General features: G+C 63.5%; 17 protein-coding genes and 1 pseudogene. 12 read left to right on the top strand and 6 right to left on the bottom strand.

Annotated features, from left to right (window positions below):
• Positions 1-7: 7 nt before the first annotated feature.
• Genes QNO18_RS18070 through QNO18_RS18060 form a run of 3 tightly spaced genes read right to left on the bottom strand, consistent with a single transcriptional unit; the run spans position 8 to position 3,109 of the window.
• Entirely contained in the window at positions 8-667 is a 660-nt protein-coding gene (locus tag QNO18_RS18070; RefSeq protein ID WP_283178945.1) for a methionine ABC transporter permease, read from the bottom strand.
• Positions 657-1,709 carry an ATP-binding cassette domain-containing protein gene (locus QNO18_RS18065; RefSeq protein ID WP_283178944.1) on the bottom strand — a complete coding sequence of 351 codons (1,053 nt, stop codon included), beginning with the start codon at positions 1,707-1,709 and terminating at the stop codon, positions 657-659. The genes QNO18_RS18070 and QNO18_RS18065 overlap by 11 nt, the downstream gene beginning before the upstream one ends.
• Positions 1,706-3,109, bottom strand: coding sequence for an LLM class flavin-dependent oxidoreductase (locus QNO18_RS18060; protein ID WP_283178943.1), 1,404 nt, complete (start codon positions 3,107-3,109; stop codon positions 1,706-1,708). The genes QNO18_RS18065 and QNO18_RS18060 overlap by 4 nt, the downstream gene beginning before the upstream one ends.
• Positions 3,110-3,607: 498 nt before the next feature.
• Between QNO18_RS18060 and ssuD the strand changes: the two genes are divergently transcribed.
• Together ssuD and QNO18_RS18050 are read left to right on the top strand one after the other, a co-directional pair.
• Positions 3,608-4,783 (top strand): FMNH2-dependent alkanesulfonate monooxygenase, encoded by a 1,176-nt coding sequence (gene ssuD, locus QNO18_RS18055; RefSeq protein WP_283178942.1) that lies wholly within the window; start codon positions 3,608-3,610, stop codon positions 4,781-4,783.
• 13 nt (positions 4,784-4,796) lie between these two features.
• Positions 4,797-6,209: an FAD/NAD(P)-binding protein gene (locus tag QNO18_RS18050; protein WP_283178941.1), complete on the top strand. Its 1,413-nt coding sequence runs from the start codon at positions 4,797-4,799 to the stop codon at positions 6,207-6,209.
• A gap of 56 nt (positions 6,210-6,265) precedes the next feature.
• Here the strand turns inward: QNO18_RS18050 and QNO18_RS18045 are convergent, their stop codons facing one another.
• Both QNO18_RS18045 and mgrA read right to left on the bottom strand, forming a co-directional pair.
• Positions 6,266-7,534 (bottom strand): SfnB family sulfur acquisition oxidoreductase, encoded by a 1,269-nt coding sequence (locus tag QNO18_RS18045; protein ID WP_283178940.1) that lies wholly within the window; start codon positions 7,532-7,534, stop codon positions 6,266-6,268.
• Between the two features lie 234 nt (positions 7,535-7,768).
• Positions 7,769-8,818, bottom strand: a complete 1,050-nt coding sequence (gene mgrA / locus QNO18_RS18040; RefSeq protein ID WP_283178939.1) for an L-glyceraldehyde 3-phosphate reductase — start codon at positions 8,816-8,818, stop codon at positions 7,769-7,771.
• A 404-nt stretch (positions 8,819-9,222) separates the two neighbouring features.
• Between mgrA and QNO18_RS18035 the strand changes: the two genes are divergently transcribed.
• From QNO18_RS18035 to QNO18_RS18005, 7 genes are all read left to right on the top strand, one after another.
• On the top strand, positions 9,223-9,855 hold the full coding sequence (locus QNO18_RS18035) for an exonuclease domain-containing protein (protein ID WP_283178938.1): 633 nt from the start codon (positions 9,223-9,225) through the stop codon (positions 9,853-9,855).
• Between the two features lie 690 nt (positions 9,856-10,545).
• Positions 10,546-11,538, top strand: a complete 993-nt coding sequence (locus QNO18_RS18030; RefSeq protein WP_283178937.1) for a BMP family protein — start codon at positions 10,546-10,548, stop codon at positions 11,536-11,538.
• Positions 11,539-11,544: 6 nt separating this feature from the next.
• Positions 11,545-12,945, top strand: a complete 1,401-nt coding sequence (locus tag QNO18_RS18025) for an amidase (RefSeq protein WP_283178936.1) — start codon at positions 11,545-11,547, stop codon at positions 12,943-12,945.
• The gene (locus QNO18_RS18020) at positions 12,942-14,459 is read left to right on the top strand and encodes an ABC transporter ATP-binding protein (protein WP_283178935.1); all 1,518 of its coding nucleotides are present in this window, start codon (positions 12,942-12,944) and stop codon (positions 14,457-14,459) included. Before QNO18_RS18025 ends, QNO18_RS18020 begins: the two co-directional genes overlap by 4 nt.
• Positions 14,449-15,498 carry an ABC transporter permease gene (locus QNO18_RS18015; RefSeq protein ID WP_283178934.1) on the top strand — a complete coding sequence of 350 codons (1,050 nt, stop codon included), beginning with the start codon at positions 14,449-14,451 and terminating at the stop codon, positions 15,496-15,498. The genes QNO18_RS18020 and QNO18_RS18015 overlap by 11 nt, the downstream gene beginning before the upstream one ends.
• A complete protein-coding gene (locus tag QNO18_RS18010) occupies positions 15,495-16,439 on the top strand; it encodes an ABC transporter permease (protein ID WP_283178933.1) in 945 nt (314 codons plus the stop codon). Before QNO18_RS18015 ends, QNO18_RS18010 begins: the two co-directional genes overlap by 4 nt.
• 9 nt (positions 16,440-16,448) lie before the next feature.
• The gene (locus QNO18_RS18005) at positions 16,449-17,744 is read left to right on the top strand and encodes an amidohydrolase family protein (RefSeq protein ID WP_283178932.1); all 1,296 of its coding nucleotides are present in this window, start codon (positions 16,449-16,451) and stop codon (positions 17,742-17,744) included.
• Here the strand turns inward: QNO18_RS18005 and QNO18_RS18000 are convergent.
• Positions 17,720-17,872 carry a hypothetical protein gene (locus QNO18_RS18000; protein WP_283178931.1) on the bottom strand — a complete coding sequence of 51 codons (153 nt, stop codon included), beginning with the start codon at positions 17,870-17,872 and terminating at the stop codon, positions 17,720-17,722. The genes QNO18_RS18005 and QNO18_RS18000 overlap by 25 nt on opposite strands.
• Before the next feature lie 101 nt (positions 17,873-17,973).
• On the opposite strand from QNO18_RS18000, the pseudogene QNO18_RS17995 reads away from it, so the two are divergent.
• The 3 genes and pseudogenes from QNO18_RS17995 to QNO18_RS25720 all read left to right on the top strand — a co-directional run.
• Positions 17,974-19,412, top strand: a pseudogene (locus QNO18_RS17995) (dihydroxy-acid dehydratase); the annotation flags it as partial.
• Between the two features lie 25 nt (positions 19,413-19,437).
• Positions 19,438-20,349, top strand: a complete 912-nt coding sequence (locus QNO18_RS17990) for a Gfo/Idh/MocA family oxidoreductase (RefSeq protein WP_283178930.1) — start codon at positions 19,438-19,440, stop codon at positions 20,347-20,349.
• A 308-nt stretch (positions 20,350-20,657) separates the two neighbouring features.
• Positions 20,658-20,810: a hypothetical protein gene (locus QNO18_RS25720; RefSeq protein WP_349293891.1), complete on the top strand. Its 153-nt coding sequence runs from the start codon at positions 20,658-20,660 to the stop codon at positions 20,808-20,810.
• Positions 20,811-21,213 lie beyond the last annotated feature (403 nt).

Genomic DNA, 21,213 nt, shown 5'->3' with positions numbered 1-21,213 from the left:
AAGCGGTTCAGCGGCGCGTGAAACGGGTGACGAGGCTGTTCCCCGAGGCCTGGATCAATTGCACCAGCAAGATGAGGACGATGACGCAGACCAGCATGATCTCGGTCTGGAAGCGGTGATAGCCGTAGCGGATCGCCAGATCACCAAGCCCACCGCCACCGATTGCGCCCGACATCGCTGTGTAGTCGACAAGCACAATTGCGGTGACGGTGACGGCGGCGATCAGGCCGGGCAGGGCCTCGGGGAGGACGGCGCGAAAGATGGTCTGGGCAGGTGAGGCGCCCATCGCAAGGCTTGCCTCGATCACGCCGCGATCCACCTCACGAAGCGCGGTCTCCACAAGGCGTGCGAAGAAGGGCGAGGTGCCGATCACCAGCGGAAAGATCACGCCGCGAATGCCCAGCGAGGTGCCGGTGATCAGGACCGTGACCGGCATCAGGACGATCAGGAGAATGATGAATGGCACCGAGCGGATGATGTTCAGCACGAATGACAGCGCGCCATAGCCGATGGGCTTTGCGAAAGGCTGCCCCTTGCCGGTGACGAACAGCAGGATACCCAGCGGCAGTCCGATCAGCACCGTAAGTGTCAGCGAGATCCCGACCATGGTCAGGGTCTGGCCGAGCGCGGTGCCGATATCGGCCCAGTTGATCCGGTCAAACCACATGGAGATGCCTTTCGCGTTCCCCGCCACGTTCTGCAGCCGTCGGGCCGCCGCCGATCAGCTCGACCGTAACGCCCGAGGCGCGCAGGGCTGCCACCGCCGCCCCGCCATTGCCGCCGGACAAAGCCACCGCGAATTGCGCATAGGGTGTCGTGCGGATATGGCCGACACGGCCGCCGAGAATGGCGAAATCGCTGCCGAAATCGCGGGCGATGCGCCCGAGGATCGGCTGATGCGCCGTGGCACCGGTCAGGGTCAGCCGCAAGAGCTGGCCTGTCGCCTGTGTGGCGGGAACCGCATTGTCCCCCTCGGCCTCGCGCACCAGGGCGCGGGTCACGGGATGGGCGGGATGCAGGAAAACAGTCGTGACCGGGCCTTCCTCGACCACGCGGCCCTTTTCCAGTACCGCCACACGATCACAGGCGCGGCGGATCACCTCCATCTCATGAGTGATCATCACGATGGTGACGCCAAGCTCGCGGTTGATTTCCTGCAACAGATCCAGCACCTGGCCGGTGGTCTGCGGATCAAGTGCGCTGGTTGCCTCGTCGCATAAAAGCACCTTCGGGTCATTCGCCAGCGCGCGGGCGATGCCGACGCGCTGTTTCTGCCCCCCCGAAAGCTCGCGCGGGTATTTTTGCGCGTGATCCGCCAGGCCGACCCGATCCAGCAGGGCCGCGACTTTTGCCGTGATCTCGGCCCGGCTCAGCCGCCCGGCCAGCTCCAGCGGATACGCGACATTCTTTGCCACCGTCCGTCCGCTGAGCAGGTTGAAATGCTGGAACACCATGCCGATCGAGCGGCGCAGATCACTCAGCGCAGTTCCTTTCGCATCGGTGACCCGCGCGCCGTCAATCAGCACCTCGCCCGAGGAGGGGCGTTCAAGCAGGTTGATCAGCCGCACCAGTGTCGATTTCCCGGCGCCTGATGCCCCGATGATGCCGTAAATCTCGCCCCGACCGACCGAAAGGTCGATGCCGTGCAGCGCAGGTGCCGCGCCACGCTTTGAGGCAAAGCTCTTGGTGACCGCCTCAAGACGTATCATTCTGCGGCACTGCGCGCGGCGGCCTCGGCCAGTTTCACCGCCTCGATATCGCGGTAGCGTTCGGCCGGGTGGTTGACCGGCAGATAGGGGCCGGCGCCGAACAGCTTTTCGCGCAGGGTTCCGGGCTTATATTCGGTCGGATAGGCGCCGCGCTTTTGCAGCTCGGGCACCACCAGATCGACGACATCTTCAAACGAGCCCGGCGTTACCGCATAGGCAATGTTGAAACCATCGACATCCGTCTCGGCCACCCAGTCCTGCAAAATATCGGCGATCTGCGCCGGAGAGCCGACAAAGACCGGACCCTGGCCACCGATGCCGCCATATTTCGCCAGCTCATCCACGGTCCAGACCTTGTCCTTGCCGCCAAAGGCATCGAGCATGGAATGGATCGCATTGGTCTCAACCTTGCGGATCACTTCGCCGGGCTGATAGGCGCCGAAATCGACCCCGCTCCAGCCCGACATGAAGACCAGCGAGCCTTCATATGAGATGTATTTGCTGTAATCCTCGAATTTGGCGCGGGCCTTTTCCTCGGTTTCATCGGTGATGATCGTGATCAGTGTATAGACATAGATCTGCTTTGGGTCGCGGCCCTCTGCCGCCGCGCGGGCCCGGATATCGGCGACATAGTCTTTCAGCAGCGCCTTTGACGGCGCGCCGACGAAAACGCATTCCGCATGGGCCGCCGCGAAGGCCTTGCCCGGGCCCGAGGCGCCGGCCTGATAGATCAGCGGCGTGCGTTGCGGCGACGGTTCGGTCAGCCCGTAGCCCGGCACTTCGAAATATTTTCCCTTATGGCCGATCTCGTGAACCTTTGCCGGATCGGCGAAAACGCGGCCTTCGGCGTCTTTGACAACCGCGCCTTCCTCCCAGCTGCCTTCCAGCAGCTTGTAGATCACCTCGAGATATTCCGAGGCGACCTCATAGCGGTTGTCGTGCTTTTTCAACCCGCCCTGACCGATGTTTTTCGCCCCGCTCTCCAGGTAAGAGGTCACGATGTTCCAGCCGACACGGCCCTTTGAGTGGTGATCCGCCGTCGCGATACGGCGGGCGAAAGTATAGGGGTGCTCAAATGAGGTGGAGGCGGTGATCCCGATCCCCAGATGCTCGGTCGCAAGCGCAATCGGCGCGGCGAGCTGGATCGGGTCATTCACCGGGATCTGGGCGCCATTCCGGATCGCGCCCTCATTATTCCCTTTATAGACATCGTAATAGCCGATCACATCGGCAATGAAGATGCCGTCGAACACGCCGCGTTCCAGCGTGCGGGCCAGATCCTGCCAGTAGTCGAGATCCTTGTATTTCACCGACCGGTCAGTCGGATGCGCCCAGAGACCCGGCGACTGATGGCCGACGCAGTTCATGTCAAAGGCGTTGAAGCGGATCTGGCGGGTCATCTTGCAGTCTCTCATCTGATCGGCGGCCGGTTCGGCAGGGAGATGCCGGGGAGCCGGTTAAACACGACATGTTGTGCCGTGATTACCGCGTCAGGGCGGCCCGAGGCGATTCCAAAGCCCGCCCCTCAAAGAGAAGGATCTCCTGGTAAGACCGCCCCATGCAGCCTGGATTTTCTTTGCCACAGGCATCGCTTTTTTCGATATATTATGTTTTTCAATAGGTTGATTTGAAACAGCGGGCCAGAGACTCAGGGCCGGATTTCCACGGCACCAGGCGGCTTCGCCCCCGGATTTGCCCCGCAAAGTGGAAGGGTATTCCCCGTCAGGAGAATAGTTTTCCCTAAGGGGGGAGGGCAACAGTGGCCGCCTTCTGCGCAGAAAAGGCCTTTGGAATGGCCGGAGGGGCGCTGACCCTCGTATAACTCAGCCTCAGATCTGACGGGGTGCGCCCCTCAGGCCATAGTACTCACCGCCCCCCATCGCCCAGGAAGTCGCGACATGAGCCACCCGATCCAGGATACCCCGCCCAGTCAGACCAACCCTCCCGCCAGCCCTGAGATCTTCTGGTTCCTGCCGACCTCGGGCGATACGCGCTATCTGGGCACTTCGGATTTCAGCCGCCCGCCCGAGAATGGCTATATCCGCCAGATCGCGATCACCGCGGACCGGCTGGGCTATGACGGGCTTTTGATCCCCACGGGCGCAAGCTGCCAGGACCCCTGGGTGACAGCGGCGAGCCTGATTGCCGAGACGAAGCAGATCAAGCTTCTGGTCGCTTTGCGCACCTCGATCATGGGGCCGACGGCCTCGGCGCGCCAGGCGGCGACGCTGGATCAGGCACTTGGCGGCCGGCTTTTGCTGAATGTGGTGCCGGGCGGCGATGCGACCGAGCTTGCGGCGGATGGCGTCTTTCTGAAACATGACGAGCGTTACGAGGCCGCGGATGAATTTCTGACCGTCTGGCGCCGGATCCTCGCGACCGATGCGCCGGTCTCGTTCAAGGGCAAGCATCTCAGCGTCGAGAACGCGCGGAATTTCCACCCTCCGGTGCAGCGGCCCTATCCGCCTTTGTATTTCGGAGGATCCTCGCCGGCAGCGCATGATCTCGCCGGGAAACATGTCGATGCCTATCTGACCTGGGGCGAGCCACCCGAAGCCGTGGCGGAAAAGATCGCCGATGTGCGGGCGCGGGCTGCAAAGCACGGGCGTCAGGTCCGGTTTGGCGTGCGCCTGCATGTGATCGCGCGCGAGACCGAAGAGGAGGCCTGGGCCGATGCCGACCGGCTGATCTCGCATCTCTCGGATGAGGATATCGCGGCCTCCCAGGCCAATATGGCCAGGATGGACAGCCATGGCCAGGCCCGGATGCAGGCGCTGCATGGCGGGCGGCGCGACCGGCTGGTGGTGGGGCCAAACCTCTGGGCCGGGGTTGGCCTTGTGCGCGGCGGGGCTGGCACGGCTTTGGTCGGCAACCCGCAGCAGATTGTCGAGCGGCTGCGCGAATATCAGGCGCTCGGGGTCGATACATTCGTGCTGTCGGGCTATCCGCATCTGGAAGAGTCCATCCGTTTTGCCGAACTGGTCTTCCCGCTTCTGGGCAAGTCTGCCGTGACCGAGCGCAGCGCCCAGACCGGCGGGGCCTTTGACATCCGCGCGCGCGCTTCGGCCAGCTGAGAGGGGCGCTGAAATGACCGAACAGCGCCCGATCACCGCCCCTGAAGGGCGGCATGTCGCCATCGTGGGGGCCGGGCTTTCCGGATCGGCGCTGGCCTGGCATCTGGCCCGGCTGAGCCCCGACGACACATTGCGCATCACCCTGATTGATCCGAGGCCCGAGCCTGGCAGGGGGCTCGCCTATTCCACGCCCGACCCGGACCACCGTCTGAACGTGCCGCATGTGAAGATGACACTCGACACGTCCGAGCCGGATCACTATGCGCGCTGGCTGGCATCAGACGCCGCACCGGCCTATGCGCCGGATGCGCTGCGCCCTGACGGTGCGATTTTCACACCGCGCGCGGTGTTTGGCGCCTATGTGCTGGCGCATTTGCAACCCTTTCTCGATGCCGGTCGGATCGTGCATCTGCAAAGCCGGGCCGTCAGGGCCGCGCGCACCGCTGGCCGCTGGGAGATCGGGCTAGAGGACGGGCGCGTGATCCGGGCCGATGAGCTGGTGCTTGCGGCCACCCATCCCGGCCCCGGCCTGCCGCGCGGGCTCGAAGCCCTCGCCGGGACGTCCGCGCTGATCGCCGACCCCTATCTGCCCGCTGTGCTGGACGGGTTTGACCCTGAGGGAGAGCTGCTGATCATCGGCTCGGGCCTGACCGGCGCCGATATTGTTGCAAGCCTGATGCGGCGCAATCACAAGGGGCGGATCCGGCTTTTATCGCGATCAGGGCGGCGCTCGCAGCCGCATGGGCCGGTCCAGGACGAGAGCAGCGCCGATTTCACCCTTGATCCGCCGGTCACGGCACTGGCGCTTTTGCGCCGTATCCGGGCTGAGCTGGTCATTGCCGCAAAGGCCGGGCTGACCTGGCATCCGGTCTTTGACCGGCTACGAGGCCAGGGCCCGCAGATCTGGGCCGCGCTGCCACTGCCCGAGCGCCGGCGGCTCTTGCGCCATCTGCGCGGGCTTTGGGATATCCACCGCTTCCGCATCGCGCCGCAGACCCATGCAAGCCTGCTCGCGGCCGAGCGGTCAGGCCAGCTGGTTGCGCTGGCCGGCCGCGTGACGGGGCTTGAGCGTGAGGGCGCGCGGCTGCGCATCAGCCTGCGGCTGCGCCGGGGCGGCGCGCTGTGCGTCACAGCGGATCGGGTGATCCTCGCGACCGGACCCGCACATGGGGCGGTCACCGCAACCAACCCGCTTTACGCCGATCTTGCGCGTCAGGGGCTGATTGCGGTCGATCCGCTGGGGCTTGGGCTTTCGGCGACGCCGGAGGGTGAAGCGATTGATGCATACGGTCAGCCGCAAAGCGATCTTCTGATCGCAGGACCGCTGGCCCGCGCCGCTGTGGGCGAGCTGATGGGCGTTCCCGAAGTGACCGCCTGGGCCGAAAAGCTGGCGGCAAAGCTGGCACAGGAGCCAGTTTCTGCCTGAGCGCGGCGATGATCTGAAAACGCCCCGGAATCCCGGGGCGTTTTGCGTATTACGGGTCAGTTCCAGGGATGGCGCGGCGGGTTGACGCCATTCAGGTAGTAATTGCCGATATGGTAGAATTTCCAGCGCACCGGATCATGCAACGTATGGGTGCGGGCATTGCGCCAATGCCGGTCCAGCGCATGCTGCGCCAGCGTCGAGCGGGTGCCGCCCAATTCAAACAGCTTATTGGTCGCGTCAATTGCGACCTGAGTGGTCAGCACCTTGGCCTCGGCGGTCTTAATGGTCGCGTCTGTCACGTTTTCTTCCGTCGGATCGGCACGGCCCCGGTCGATGGCGCGTCCGGCGATCTCGAGCAGCGCATCGGCGGCGTGAAGGTGGATCTTCAGCGTGCCAATGGCCTGAATCGTATAGGGATCCTCGCCCGCAGTCTCTTTGCCGCTGTCGATCCAGGGCCGGCTTTGGGTGGTCACAAAGCGGATCGTCTCGTCAATCGCGTTGCGCGCGATACCGGCATCAATCGCAGCCTGAATGATCTGCGAGATCGGCCCCTGTACCGTCGGCACCACCGAAACATCCTGGAGTTTGACCGCGCGCGCCTTCGGCACCCGCACATTCTCCAGCCGGACCGAACCGGATCCGGTGGTGCGCTGGCCAAAGCTTGACCAGTTATTGGTGATCGTCAGCCCTTTGGTTTCGCGGTCGGCAAAGACGAGATATGCGCCGTCATCCCCGATCGAAACGATTGGCACGATATGCGACAGGAGCGCGCCGGTGGTGTAGAACTTCTCGCCATTCACCACTGCCTCGTCGCCCTCGAAGGTGACGCGGGTCTTGAAATCGACCACGGTCTTGCCGCCGAATTCCGAGAAGGCATTGCCAAAGCGCAGCCCCTGCAACGCCCAGCCAAAGATCTCACGTTTTTCGGCATCGGTTGCGTCAATATCGATCAGCCCGAGAATGGCGATATGGTTCTGCGCGATCTGCGCCACCGACGGATCGCCCGAGGCGACAATCGCGATCACCTTCGCAAGTGTGGCATAGGACAGGCCCGGTCCGCCATATTCCTTCGGCACGATGATCGACCAGATGCCACTTTGCGAATAGAGATCCAGCTCGCGCAGCGGCAAAAGCCCCTCGCGGTCGCGAAGCGCAGCATCCTTGGCCAGCTCTGCCGCCAGCTCTGTCGCGACGCGGATCGCATCGGCCTCGTCTTTCAGCACATAGGCCGGCTCGGACGGGCGCGGGCGAGCGGGCACCGGGTCATCGGAATTGACACGCGGATGCAGGCTATAGTCGATCTGGTTCCCGGTCAGAGAGCCCATGGCGGTTCCTTTTCACAGCAGGGTCCGGACCCGATGCCAGATAAGGGCAAATGGCCAAGACATTGATATATCAATAATTTGCTGATGAAATTTGCCCGTAATCCGGGTGTCGGGCAAGCCGTGCCCGTTCTTTTCCGCGCGCCTGCGCGGGCGGTTTCTTCTTTGCTCCGGCCCGCTGCGAGAGAGTTGTTTCCCTCGCAGCGTCCGATGGTGAATCAGTCTGGGCGCGCCGGCTCAGATCGCCTGGTCATGGGACGGCTTGTCCCAGAGATTAACGCCGCCATCGACCGCATGGAGGTCGATTTCCGCCAGCTCTTCCGGGCTGAAATCCAGGTTGTCCAGCGCCGCGACATTTTCCGCAACCTGTGCCGCCGTGGAAGCCCCGATCAGGGTCGAGGTCACACGCGGATCGCGCAGGACCCAGGCCAGCGCCAGCTGCGCAAGGCTCTGGCCACGCCGTTTCGCGATTTCATTCAGTGCGCGCGCGCGGGCGAGGTTTTCGTCGCTCAGATGTTCAGGGCGCAGCGAGCCGCCGCCCGCCCGGTTCACCCGTGCATCCTCCGGGATTCCGTTCAGATATTTGCCGGTCAAAAGCCCCTGCGCCAGTGCGGTGAAGGCGATGATCCCGGTGCCGGTCTCTTCAACGGTGTCGAGAAGATCCTTTTCAATCCAGCGGTTGAACAGGTTGTAAGACGGCTGGTTGATCAGAAGCGGCACCTGGCGCTCGCGCAGAAGCGCCGCCATCTCGCGGGTTTTGGCACCGGAATAGGACGAGACGCCGACATAAAGGGCCTTGCCCTGTTTCACCGCCGTCGCCAGCGCATCCGCCGTCTCTTCCAGCGGGGTTTTTGCGTCGAACCGGTGCGAATAGAAGATGTCGACATAATCAACGCCCAGCCGTTTCAGGCTCTGATCCAGGCTCGACAGCACATATTTACGCGAGCCGCCGCCCTGACCATAAGGGCCTGGCCACATATCCCAGCCGGCCTTGGTCGAGATGATCAGTTCATCGCGATGCGCCGCCAGATCCTCGCGCAGGATACGGCCGAAATTGACCTCTGCCGCGCCATAGGGAGGGCCGTAATTATTGGCGAGATCGAAATGGGTGATGCCGTGATCAAAGGCGCTGAAGACGATCTCGCGCTGTGTCTCAAGCGGGGTTGTATCGCCAAAATTATGCCAGAGCCCCAGCGAAAGCGCCGGCAGTTGCAGCCCGCTTTTGCCGGTATAGCGGTATTTCGCACGGTTGTTGTCATAGCGGTCAGCGGCGGGGATATAGCTCATCTCGGGCTCCGGAGATCTGCGGCCATTTGCACCGCCCTGCACAGCCAGGACCGGGCAAATGTCGGTTTACATATCACGGCCATTCCTAGCGCTCCGGGCCCACAATGGCTATTGGTTTTGACGCATTCCGGTGCGAAAGCTGCATCTTCGCGCGCGCCGTCACGGGCTGGTCCGGCTTTATGGAAGGCAACAAGAAAGAAGCGGAACTGCAACCTGCGCCGGTTGTAGCTCACGCCGCTTTCGCCGCCTGCTTTTGGGGGCAGATGTAGCGCGCCCTGTCCTGAACCGGAGCGAGGGGCTGGTACGGCGCGGGGATCATCCTTAGAAACCGCATAGCCCGGAAACGAAAGCGCGACACAGCCGGATTGCGGCGTTCATTTCGAACGGGGATGGAGATAGTTCTGATGCCTGACCACACCATCATCGTCCCGGCCGGCCCGTTTCGGTTTGTCGCTCTGGATGTCGAGACGGCCAATTCGGATCCTGCGAGCATTTGCCAGATCGGCATTGCCGGTGTCGGACAGGACGGTTCGGTGACCGTGTTCAGCACTCTGGTCGATCCGGTGCAGCGGTTTTCGGGGTTCAATGTGCAACTGCACGGGATCGGACCTGACCACGTGGTGGGTGCCCCGAGATTCCCCGAGGTGTTGCCGCTGATTTCACCGCTTCTTCAGGCGCATCTCATCATTCAGCACAGCACCTTTGACAGCAGGGCCATCAGTGGCGCATGCCGCGCCGGGGGGCTTCCTGATCCTGGCTGGCGATGGGCGAACAGTGTGACGATCGCCCGCCGGGCCTGGCCGGAATTCTGTGGCAATGGCGGACATGGCCTTGGCCATCTGAAAAAGGCGCTGACGCTTGATTTTGCTCATCATGATGCCGGCGAGGACGCAAAGGCCGCGGCAATGGTGGTCTTGCTGGCCGAGGTACAGACAGGATTATCGCTGGAGGAGCTGATTTCGGCCCCGCGCTTGCCCCGGGTCCGCAGGCCCAGGAACCTCAGCTCCACGCAGGAAATCAAGGTGGTGCAAGCATAACAGCAGAGCTGGTAAGGGGGAGAAGTCCTACCTGGCGCCGTTGAACATGGCGGATTTTGACCCTGCCGAAGCAGAGAGCTTCTGCTCCGGCGGCGCAACTGCGAAGCGAGAGAACAGGAGGGCAGGGCACTTGTCTTCCATCGAGCGATCTGACGCCTGAACCCATAGAGCTCGATGCGCCGGACATCGCTCCGATCAGCCAAGCTCTCTCGCACGCAACCTCGCCTGAGAATCCCATGCCCGCGTCTCTCATCGCCTATGCGGCCGCCCTCGCGATTGCCCGCCGCGCCTGGGGGCGCCTTCAGGACCCCCGAGCGGCTTGGGGCCGGCATGGTTCGGCCCCCAAAAGCCGATGATCGAAAATGCTACCCGCCCATCTGGTGTCTGCAAGGCTTTGGCCTTCGGGCGCGAACCGGGGTGGTGAGGGCGTAAGCGCCTTCCCCCGTCAATATGGCAATCCAGGACCACATGCCTTCACCCTGCAACTGTTTCCCGCCTGTCCCAATGGCGGGGCCCCGATGAAGAGGGGGGAGACTGCACACACAGCTAATCTGACCGGGCGGTAAAAATTTATGCGGCAGAGGGGCTGTCTCTTGCACGAGACGCATGGCAATAGACGAAACCGTTGACTTGCGGGCCTGGGGCTCTCACCACTGGACAAAGCAACAGGATCAGCCACAGGGGGCCATCATGACCAGGGATCTTCGCGTTTCACGCCGCTTTCTTCTGCAATCGGGGGTGATCCTCGGCGCGTCCTCGCTGCCTTTGCTGCGGCCAGCCTATGCGGCAACGCCGGTCAGGGTCGCGGGCGTGCATGGCTCGCCGGTGGAAAACGCCTGGAATTCGGTGCTGCATAAGGCGCTTCTGGAAGCGGCGGCTGATGGCACCATCGAATACACCTTCTCGGAAGGGATTTCGGCCACCGACTACCCGCGCGCGATGCGGGAATATGCCGAAGCCGGCAATCAGCTGATCATCGGCGAGACCTTCCCGGTCGAGCGGCAGGGCCGCGAAGTCGCTGCCGATTACCCGGATACCGCCTTTGCCATGGGCTCGTCCGGCGGGCCGGAAGGGGATAATTTCGGCACATTCGGCACCTGGAATTATGACGGCGCCTATCTCGCGGGCATGCTTGCGGGCAAGATGACAAAGTCGAATGTGGTGGGGTCCGTCGGTGCCATCCCGATCCCGGAAATCAACCTTCTGATCAATGCCTTCGCCGAAGGCGTCAAGGCGGTGAACCCCGAGGCGAAACATCTTGTCGCCTGGATCGGAACCTTCTTTGACCCGCCGAAAGCCCGCGAGGCCGGGCTTGCGATGATTGATGCCGGCGCGGATATCCTCTTTGGCGAACGGATCGGTACGGCGGATGCCGCCAAAGAACGTGGCGTCAAGGCCATTGGCTCGCTGATCGACTATACGCCGATGTATCCCGACACGGTTTTCGCCAATGCGCTCTGGGGCTTCCGTCCGATCCTGAATGCGATTGTGGCCGACGTAGCGGCGGGCAATCCGACCGGCAAGGATTATACCCCCTTTGGCCTGATGAAAGAGGGCGGCAGCGATATTTCCTATGTGGCCGGTGTGGCGCCTTCCGAGGCAGAGGCCGAGATGGAGAAGGTCCGGGCCGAGATCAAGGCCGGCAGTTTCACCGTGCCGCAAAACTTCGACGAGCCGAAGTAAGCCCGGATGGGATCAGATGCGACAGCTTTGGCCTCGGCGATCCGCCGGGGCCATCTGACGGCGGCGGAGGCGATGGAAGCCTCTTTCGCGCGCGCAGAGGCATGCGCGGATCTTGGCGCGCTGGCGCATCTGAACAAGCCGCGCGGGCGGGAGCTGGCGAGCGAGTTTGACGCGCTTCCCGGCAATGCGCCGCAGCGCTATGCAGCCTTTGGCGGTGTGCCGCTGGTGGTCAAGGATCTCGGCGCGCCGTTTATGGGCTTTCCGGTCTGTGCCGGATCGGCGATGTTTTCGCGGGGCGGCATGGGTGAAGACAGCCAGCTGGCCGCAAGGTTCCGGGCGGCGGGGCTTTGCCCTTTCGCGCTGACAACGGTGCCTGAATTTGGCCTTTCGCTGGCGTCGGAGCCTGCGGTCGGGCCGGTGGCAAAGAACCCGCTGAACCCGCAGCTCTCACCCGGCGGGTCTTCGGGCGGGGCCGCGGCGGCGGTTGCGGCGGGGATAGCGGCGATCGCCCATGCGACCGATGCGGGTGGCTCGATCCGGGTGCCGGCAGCGGCCTGCGGACTTGTCGGGCTGAAGCCCGGGCGCGGATCAGTGCCGGGCGGCCCGGGCTTTGGCAACCATCTCGGCGGCATCGCAAGCGAGCTGGCGATCTGCCGTTCTGTCCGCGATGCGGAGGCGATCTTTGCCGCCGCGACCATCGGCGGCGCCCAGGGGCCTTTCGCGAGCCCCTTGCTGGAAGAGGCGAAATCAGGCCCCCTGACCATCGGGCTTGTCACTGATATGGGCCCGGACTGGCCCCTCGACGAGGCGAGGGTGGAGGCGGTCGAAGCGGCGGCGCGGGTTCTGGCCCGGAACGGCCACCGCATCCGCCCGCTTGAGGGCGAGATGGTGACGGACCTTGCCGTCCGCAGCGGGCGTATCTTTGCCGATATTGTCTCGATCAATCTCGCGGAACTCTCGTCGCGGCTGGATTTCAGTCGGGCCGAACAGATGACCCGGGCGGTGGTGGCGCGGGGCCTTGGTATGACGGCAAGCGCGCTCTGGGCCAGCCTGAACGAGATGGTCTATGTCGCGCGCGATCTGTGGCGGATTTTTGACGGGGTGGACCTGCTGCTGACGCCGATGCTGTCCGGGCCACCGCTGCCCGCTGGATCCTTTCCGACCGATCATTCGGATACCGATCTGCATTTCGACCGGATGGCGCGTTTCGCGCCGCTGGCGAGCCTTGCGAATATCTCTGGCGCCCCCGCGATTACGCTGCCTTTCGGCGCCGATGCTGCAGGGCTGCCGCTGCCGGTGCAGCTGATTGCGCCGATGGGGCAGGAGCGACTGCTCCTCTCGATTGCCGCCCGGCTTGAGGTCGAAGAGCGCTGGACCCATCCCTTTGCCGTCGCGGGGCTGACATGAGTGAAACCGTTCTCGACATCTCCCAGGTCAGCAAAAGGTTCGGCACGACGCTGGCGAATGACAATATTTCGCTGAGCCTTGAACGCGGTGAGATTATCGCCCTTCTGGGCGAGAATGGCGCGGGCAAGACGACGCTGATGTCGATGCTCTTTGGTCATTATACCCCTGATTCCGGGCATATTTCTGTAATGGGTCGACTGCTGCCGCCTGGGCGACCCAGGGCTGCGATCCGCGCAGGCATCGGCATGGTGCATCAGCATTTCTCGCTGGCCCCCAATTTGTCCGTGATGGAAAACGTGATGACCGGCACCGAGAGCCTCTGGCGGCCCTGGTCGGACCGGGCAAAATGCCGGGCGCGTCTGATGGAGATTTCCGCGCGTTTCGGGCTGAAGACCGACCCCGATGCGCGGCTTGGTGATCTGTCGGTGGGCGAGCAGCAGAGGGTCGAGATCCTCAAGGCGCTTTACAATGACGCGAAGATCCTTGTGCTGGATGAGCCGACCGCGGTTCTGACCAATGTAGAATCCGAACATATGTTCGCAAACCTCAAGGATATGGCGCGGCAGGGGCTTTCGATCATCTTCATCTCGCATAAGCTTGACGAGGTGATGGCGACCGCTGACCGGATCGTGGTGCTGCGCGGCGGGCGTGTGGTGGCAGAGCGCCGGGCGGTCGAGACCTCAAAGGCGGAACTTGCCGGGCTGATGGTCGGGCGCGAGGTGAGGCGGCCTCTGCGCGAGCCGGCCACCCCGGGCGATGTGGTGTTGGAGGCGAAAGCCGTCACCCTGCGCGAGGGCGGCGTCGAGCGGCTGAAAGCGGTCGATTTCCATCTGCGCGCGGGTGAGGTGCTGGGGATCATCGGGGTCTCGGGCAATGGTCAGGCGGCGCTGGCGCGGCTGACCGGCGGCCTTGCGCGGCGCAGCGCCGGCGAGATCACGTTGTTTGGCCAGCCGGTCGGCGATCTGACGGTGCGCGAGGTGGTGGGCGCCGGGATCGGCCGCATTCCCGAAGACCGCAATCATGATGGCGTCATTGGCGAAATGGCGATCTGGGAAAATGCGGTGCTGGAACGGCTGCCGGAATTCACCCGGCGCGGCCTTGTGGACCGCAAGGCGGGGATGGAATTCGCACGCCGGATCATCGAGGGCTTTGATGTGCGCGGGGGCACGCCTGCGAGCCGGATCCGGCTCTTGTCGGGGGGCAATATGCAAAAGCTGATCCTGGGGCGGAACCTGATCGAACATCCCAGAATCCTGGTCGCCGCGCAGCCGGCACGGGGCCTTGACGAGGGCGCGGTGGCGGCGGTGCATGAGCGCATCCTGGACGCGCGCCGCGCGGGGACGGCGGTGCTTCTGATTTCGGAAGATCTTGATGAGGTGATGGCGCTTGCAGACCGCATTCAGGCGATTACCGGCGGAAGGCTGTCGCCTCCGGTCCGCCCGGAAGGGATCACTGCGCGGCAGCTTGGCCTGATGATGGCCGGCGAATGGGGAGCGGCAGAACATGCGGTTTGAACGGCGCGAACAAATCCCGCCGGCATTGGCGGTGCTGACGCCCCTGATCGCGGTCGCGATTTCGCTGGCGCTTGCGGGCGGGCTGATCGCGCTTGCCGGTGCGCCGGTTCTGACCGCGTTTGGCAAGATCATCACCGGGGCATTCGGCTCGAAGCTCGCGTTGACAGAGACGCTGGCGCGCACGGCGCCGCTGATCCTGACCGGGCTTGCGGCGGCGGTCGCCTTTCGCGCCCGGCTGTGGAATATCGGGGCAGAGGGGCAGCTTTACCTTGGCGCTATCGCCGTGGCGGCGGCGAGCGCGCATCTGTTCGGCGGGTTGCCGGGGGTGGTGCAGATCCCGCTTCTGTTCGTGACCGGCGCGCTGGCGGGGATGATCCTCCTGCTGATCCCGCTCTGGCTCCGGCTGCGGTTCCAGGTGGATGAGGTGGTGACGACGCTGCTTCTGAACTTCGTGGCGCTTTTGGTTGTCTCGATGCTGATCGACACGGTGCTGAAAGACCCACTCGCATTCGGCTGGCCGCAATCGGTTCCGGTTGCCTCGCAGGCCGAACTGCCAAAGATCATCCCGCGCTCGCGCCTCCATATCGGGCTTGTGGTCGCGGTTGTGCTGGCCTTTGTGGTGCATTTCATCCAGTCGCGCACGGCTTTCGGGCTGCAATCGAGGGCGGCGGGGCTGAACCCTTCGGGCGCCGCTTTCGCGGGTGTGCCACTGGGGCGGACGCTGGTGCTGGTCGCGATGCTGTCGGGGGGGCTGGCCGGGCTTGCCGGCGCGGTAGAGGTGATGGGCATCACCTCTTATGTCACGACCGAGCTGTCGCCCGGGTACGGCTATTCAGGGATTGTGGTCGCGATGCTTGCCGGGCTGAACCCGCTTGGCGTGGTGCTGGCGGCTTTGTTTACGGCGGTGATGTTTGTCGGCGCCGATGCGATGAGCCGCTCGCTCGCGGTACCGTCTTATATCGCCGACGTGACGGTCGCGCTCTCTTTGCTGACCATGCTGGTCGCGATCTTCTTCACCCAATACAGGATCCGCAGATGAGCGATATTCTCGATATCCTCGCCTCAGCGGGGCTTTGGGCAGCGGTTCTCAGGATCGCCACGCCGCTGATCTTCGCCACGCTCGGCGCGCTGTTATGCGAACGGGCGGGCGTTCTGAACCTTGGCATCGAAGGGATCATGACCTTTGGCGCTATGATCGGCTGGTTTGCCGTCTGGAATGGGGCCGATCTCTGGACGGGGCTTTTTGTCGCAGCTTTGTCGGGGATGGTGTTCGGGGCGCTGCATGCCGCACTTACCGTGACGCTGGGGCTGTCGCAGCATGTCTCGGGGCTGGGCGTTACGCTCTTCGCCTCGTCCTTCAGCTATTATCTCTTTCGCCTGCTGGTCCCGGTCGAGGGCACGCCGCCGAAGATCGCTCCCTTCCAGCCGCTGCATATTCCGGCTCTGTCTGATCTGCCCTTCTTCGGCCAGGCCGTCTTTACCCAGACCGCGCCGACCTGGCTCGCGATTGCGCTGGCGCTCGCCCTGGCCTTCACCCTTTTCCGCACGCCCTTTGGCCTTGCGATCCGCATGACCGGCGAGAACCCGCATGCCGCCGAGGCCCAGGGCATCAACCCGATGGTGATACGCTATGGCGCGGTGATCGCCGGATCGGCGCTGATGGCAATGGGAGGTGCTTTCCTGACGCTTTCCGCCTTTGACAGTTTCATCCCGACCATGGTCCAGGGGCGTGGCTGGATCTGCATCGCGCTGGTGGTCTTTGCCTCCTGGCGGCCGGGGCGGGCGCTGGCCGGCGCGCTTCTCTTCGCGTTTTTCGATGCCTTCCAGTTGCGGCTGCAAACCGTTATGGGCGGCGCGCTGCCCTATCAGCTTTTCCTGATGGTGCCCTTCGTGCTGTCGATCCTCGCGCTTGCGGTGATGGCACGTCGCGCGCGGGTGCCCCAGGCATTGATGCAACCCTATCGGCGCGGCGAGCGTTAAGGAGTGACCATGTTCGACACCATCATCCGGGGCGCCAATCTGCCCGACGGCCGCGACGGCTATGATATCGGCATCCGCAAGGGTGAGATCGCGGCGGTGGAAAAGCAGCTGCCCGCCGAAGCCGGTGAAGTGATCGACGCCGCTGGCCGCCTGGTCTCGCCCGCGTTTTGTGATCCGCATTTCCATATGGATGCGACGCTCTCGCTGGGGCTGCCACGCATGAATGCTTCCGGCACGCTGCTTGAAGGGATCGCGCTCTGGGGCGAACTGCGGCCTAGGCTGACCCGTGAGGCGCTGGTCGAACGTGCGCTGCGCTATTGTGATCTGGCGGTTTCCCAGGGGCTTTTGCACATCCGCACCCATGTCGACACCTCTGACCCCCGCCTGGTGACCGCCGAGGCGATGCTTGAGGTGCAGGAGCGGGTAAAGGACTATATCGACCTTCAGCTCGTGGCCTTCCCGCAGGATGGCTATTACCGCATTCCCGAAGGGGTGAAAGCGCTGGAGCGCGCGCTGGATATGGGCGTGGGCATCGTCGGTGGCATCCCGCATTTCGAACGCACGATGGAGGAGGGGCGGCTCTCGCTGGAGGCCCTGTTCCGCATCGCCGCAGATCGTGGGCTGCCGGTCGATATACATTGCGACGAAACCGATGATCCGCTTTCGCGCCATGTCGAAACCATGGCCGCGCTGACCATCCGCTTCGGGTTGCAGGGCCGGGTCAATGGCTCGCATCTGACCTCGATGCATTCGATGGACAATTATTATGTGTCGAAACTGATCCCGCTGATCGCCGAGGCGCAGATGACTGCGACGCCGAACCCGCTGATCAATATCATGCTGCAGGGGCGGCATGACAGCTATCCGAAACGGCGCGGCATGACGCGGGTGCGCGAGCTGATGGCGGCGGGCGTCAATGTCTCGCTGGGCCAGGATTGCTGCATGGATCCCTGGTATTCGATGGGCTCGGGCGACATGCTCGAGGTCGCGCATATGGCGGTGCATGTCGGTCAGATGGGCGGGATTGCCGAGAAACATCAGATCTTTGACGCAGTGACAGTCAATTCGGCAAAGACCATGGGGCTTGACGGCTACGGGCTGGCGCCCGGATGCAAGGCCAATCTCGTGATCCTTCAGGCGGCGGATGTAACCGAGGCGATCCGGCTGAAACCGACACGGCTTTACGTGCTGCGCGAGGGCCGCGTGATCAGCCGCACCGCGCCGCGCCTGCCATCGCTGTCGCTGCGCGGTCGCCCGGCGCAGATTGATCCGGGCCTTGATTACCTGCCGCCCGGCAAGAGCTGAGACCCTCCGGCGACGCCGCCGGCCAGCAGCCTTTTGCGCAGATGCAGCGCGAGCGGTGACAGCGGGCGGCGTCTGGGATCAGGCAGGTGGCAGAGCGAGACCTGGATCAGCGCAGCACGTTGCTGCATGATCCATTCGCAGATATGCCGCTTCGCCAGCGTCACCAACGGCGCGCTGGAAAGCGGATGGCCTTATGCCTGAGCAGACAGGGATCCGCGCGCATCTCGGCGGGCATATGCGTGATCTGGCCAACGAGGTGAAGGCGGGGATCCGGGAATCTGGCGGCTTCCCGCTCGAGGTGCCGATGTTTTCGGCAAGCGAAATCTCCTTCCGCCCGACCGCCATGATGTATTGCAATATCGCGACGGTGGCGGTTGAGGCGCAGATGCGCGGCCAGCCGATTGACGGCGCGGTGCCGCTGGGCGGTTACGACAAGACCAAGCCGGGCCTGCTGATGGGTGCGCCCTCGACCGCTATTCAGTCGGTTTTGGTCACCGTTGGTCCGATGCTGAACAGCTGTCTCCGCGGCGAGCGTCTGGGGTTTTGTGCCCAGCTGTTGAGTTTCTCGGGAGCCGTCAAAGCGCGCGAGAGGAACAGGGAGGACTTCTTTGAAGCCGAGGCTTCGATGAGCCGCTCGACCGGCGCCTGCAATACGATGGGCGCCGCCTCGACCATGGTCTCGATGGTCGAGGCTTTGGGCATGGTGCTTGCGGGCATTGCCGCGATCCCGGCGATGGGGTCGCGTCGTCGTGTGATGGCGCAGATGCCGGGGCACCGCATCGTCCAGAAGGCCAAGGACGACCTGAGACCCTCTGATATCATGACGAAAGTGGCATTCGAGAATGCGACCCGCACCAATGACGCAATTGGCGGATCCACCAGCGCCGCGGTTCATTTGCTGGCGATCGCGGGGCGGGTTGGCAACGACCTGAAGCCGGACGACCGGGACCGCTGTCGGCGCGACGCCGTGACCATCGTGAACCTGATGCCTGTCGGGCAAAGACGTCATAGAAGAATTCTTCTATGCTGGCGGTCTGCCAATTATCCTGAAGCGGCTCGGCGAGGCCGGCAAACCGCATAAGGTTGCGCTGACCGTCTGGGGCGCGACGGTCTCGGATAAAGTCAAAGGCCTCCGCAACTGGAACGAGGACCTGATCCTTGCGGCCCACATGCGCCTGATCGCCCAGGGCGGCATCGCGGTGGCCAAGGCGAAGATCAATGACGAGGCGCTCAACGTTGACGAAACCTGTGTCATGGGGCTGAAGAATTGCGGGCCCGGGGCCAGTCCCGGCATGGCCGGGGTCGGCAATATGGGCCTGCCTCCCAAGGTTCTGCGCGAGGCAATCACCGATGTGGCGCGGATCTCTGACGCGCGGATGTCGGAGACGGCCTGTGGCACCGTGGTCTTACATAACTTACCCGAGGCGGCGGCGGACGGACCGCTTGCGGTGATAAGGAATGGCGATATGATCTCACTTGATATGCCGAACCACGCTCATGCTGGAGATTTCTGACGAGGAACTGGCGGTACGCCTGGCGGAATGGGCGCCCACGGCCGCGCCGCCGTCTTCTGACTACGCCTGGCTGTATAACGACCTTATCGGCGGCGCGGATACCGGCGCGGAGCTTGACTTCCTCATGGGCTGCCGGGGCCGCGACGTGGGTTAGGACAGTCATTGAGATGGGAACGGCGATGAAAATAGCCCTGGTTGGCATTGGCAAGATCGCGCTCGACCAGCATGTGCCGGCGCTGAACGCGAGCCCTGACTGGGAAATCGCGGCGACGGTATCGCGGTCCGGGACGGTTCCGGGGGTCGAGGCCTTCACGCGGATCGAAGACATGCTGGCGGCGCGGCCCGATATCGGGGTCGTGTCGCTGGCGCTGCCGCCGGTGCCGCGCTTTGCGGTGGCTGAGGCCGCGCTGAGTGCGGGCCGCCATGTGATGCTGGAAAAGCCGCCGGCGGCCAGCCTTGCCGAGATCCATGCGCTGGAACGGCTGGCCACCGGGCAGGGCGTCAGTCTCTATACCAGCTGGCATTCGCGCGAGGCCGCAGGGGTAGCGGCAGTGAAGGCCTGGCTTAAGGACAAGACCGTGAAAAGCGGCCATATCACCTGGCGCGAAGATGTCCGCAAATGGCATCGCGGCCAGGACTGGATTTTCGAGGCCGGTGGTATGGGCGTCTTTGATCCGGGCATCAATGCGCTTTCGATCCTGACCGAGATCCTGCCGATGCCGGTGCATCTGAGCGGGGCGGAGCTGGATTTTCCTTGCAACCGATCCGCGCCGATTGCCGCTCGGTTGCGTTTCGCGCAGGGGATCACCGCAGATTTCGATTTCCGCCAGGAAGGGCCGCAGATCTGGGATATGGAATTTGCCACTGACAAAGGCGACATCGCGCTGCGAACTGGCGGCAACCTTCTGGAAATAAACGGGAAACAGGCCGGCGGCGAGAATACGATTATGGGTGAATATCCCGCACTTTATGCCAAAATGGCCCGCCTTGTTGAGGCCGGTCTTTCCGATATCGACCTGCGCCCGATGGTGCTGGTGGCCGATGCTTTCACGCTGGGACAGCGCAACAGGGTGGCGGCTTTTGATTTCTGAGCCCGCAGGGGCCGGAATAAGTATCCGGTGTCTTGCGCGCCGGTGACGACCAGGGCCGGACTACGACCAGCCGACACCTTGTGGGAGGATACCATGACCATCAGAACGTTCCTTGCGGGCGTTACGATCGTCGCGCTTGGCGCCGGCGCTGCCATGGCCCAGTAAAAAGTGATCGGCTTCTCGCAAATAGGGTTGGAATCGGGCTGGGCGCGGCAAAGACCTCTCTGACCAGATCGTAACAGGAAGCGGTCTGCTACCAGCTGCAATTTTCGGATACGGAGTAAAAGCAGGAAAATCAGATCGCGGCTTTGCGGTCTTTCATCGCCCAGGGTGTTGACGCGATCCTGATCGCGCCGGTCGTCGCCACCGGTTGGGATGCCGTGCTGCAAGCCGCCAGAGAGGCCGAGATCGCAGTTGTGCCGCTGCACGTATGGTTGAGAGCGCCCCGTCGCTTTACCTGACGGCTGTCGGCTCGAACCTTATTCAAGAGGGCGAACTGGTCGGCAAATGGCTCGCATACACTGTTGGCGACAAGGAAAGACGTATTACCGAGCTGCAAGGCATCACCGGCTTTTTCCTGGCCATAGACAGGAAGAAGGGCTCTGAGCAAGGCATTGCGGGCGACGAGAGCCTGAGCATCGTGACAAGCAAGACCGGCGATTTCACCCGCTCTCTCGGCAAGGAAGTTGTGGAAAGCGTCATCCAGGCTGAAAACGGCGGCAGGAATACTGCGCGCTCTACGCCTGTAAAGACGATCTGGCGACCTGGCGCTGACCCCGAACATGGCCGGCCCGCCTATGACGCGCTGGATGGGATGGTTTTCGACCTGCACGCCGGTGAGGTCCATGCGCTTCCGGGCGAGAA

This window comes from Gemmobacter sp. 24YEA27, assembly GCF_030052995.1.
In the GTDB taxonomy this organism is placed as follows: domain Bacteria; phylum Pseudomonadota; class Alphaproteobacteria; order Rhodobacterales; family Rhodobacteraceae; genus Pseudogemmobacter.
This window is presented reverse-complemented; position numbering and strand designations above follow the sequence as displayed.

Bases quoted from the DNA above. Each gene is read 5' to 3' on its own strand.
- QNO18_RS18020 (WP_283178935.1), top strand. From the start codon at position 12,942: ATGAGTGAAACCGTTCTCGACATCTCCCAGGTCAGCAAAAGGTTCGGC.
- QNO18_RS18050 (WP_283178941.1), top strand. From the start codon at position 4,797: ATGACCGAACAGCGCCCGATCACCGCCCCTGAAGGGCGGCATGTCGCC.
- QNO18_RS18045 (WP_283178940.1), bottom strand. From the start codon at position 7,534: ATGGGCTCTCTGACCGGGAACCAGATCGACTATAGCCTGCATCCGCGT.
- ssuD (WP_283178942.1), top strand. From the start codon at position 3,608: ATGAGCCACCCGATCCAGGATACCCCGCCCAGTCAGACCAACCCTCCC.
- QNO18_RS18015 (WP_283178934.1), top strand. From the start codon at position 14,449: ATGCGGTTTGAACGGCGCGAACAAATCCCGCCGGCATTGGCGGTGCTG.
- QNO18_RS18025 (WP_283178936.1), top strand. From the start codon at position 11,545: ATGGGATCAGATGCGACAGCTTTGGCCTCGGCGATCCGCCGGGGCCAT.
- QNO18_RS18010 (WP_283178933.1), top strand. From the start codon at position 15,495: ATGAGCGATATTCTCGATATCCTCGCCTCAGCGGGGCTTTGGGCAGCG.
- mgrA (WP_283178939.1), bottom strand. From the start codon at position 8,818: ATGAGCTATATCCCCGCCGCTGACCGCTATGACAACAACCGTGCGAAA.
- QNO18_RS17990 (WP_283178930.1), top strand. From the start codon at position 19,438: ATGAAAATAGCCCTGGTTGGCATTGGCAAGATCGCGCTCGACCAGCAT.
- QNO18_RS18035 (WP_283178938.1), top strand. From the start codon at position 9,223: ATGCCTGACCACACCATCATCGTCCCGGCCGGCCCGTTTCGGTTTGTC.
- QNO18_RS18060 (WP_283178943.1), bottom strand. From the start codon at position 3,109: ATGACCCGCCAGATCCGCTTCAACGCCTTTGACATGAACTGCGTCGGC.
- QNO18_RS18030 (WP_283178937.1), top strand. From the start codon at position 10,546: ATGACCAGGGATCTTCGCGTTTCACGCCGCTTTCTTCTGCAATCGGGG.
- QNO18_RS18065 (WP_283178944.1), bottom strand. From the start codon at position 1,709: ATGATACGTCTTGAGGCGGTCACCAAGAGCTTTGCCTCAAAGCGTGGC.
- QNO18_RS18070 (WP_283178945.1), bottom strand. From the start codon at position 667: ATGTGGTTTGACCGGATCAACTGGGCCGATATCGGCACCGCGCTCGGC.
- QNO18_RS18000 (WP_283178931.1), bottom strand. From the start codon at position 17,872: ATGCAGCAACGTGCTGCGCTGATCCAGGTCTCGCTCTGCCACCTGCCT.
- QNO18_RS18005 (WP_283178932.1), top strand. From the start codon at position 16,449: ATGTTCGACACCATCATCCGGGGCGCCAATCTGCCCGACGGCCGCGAC.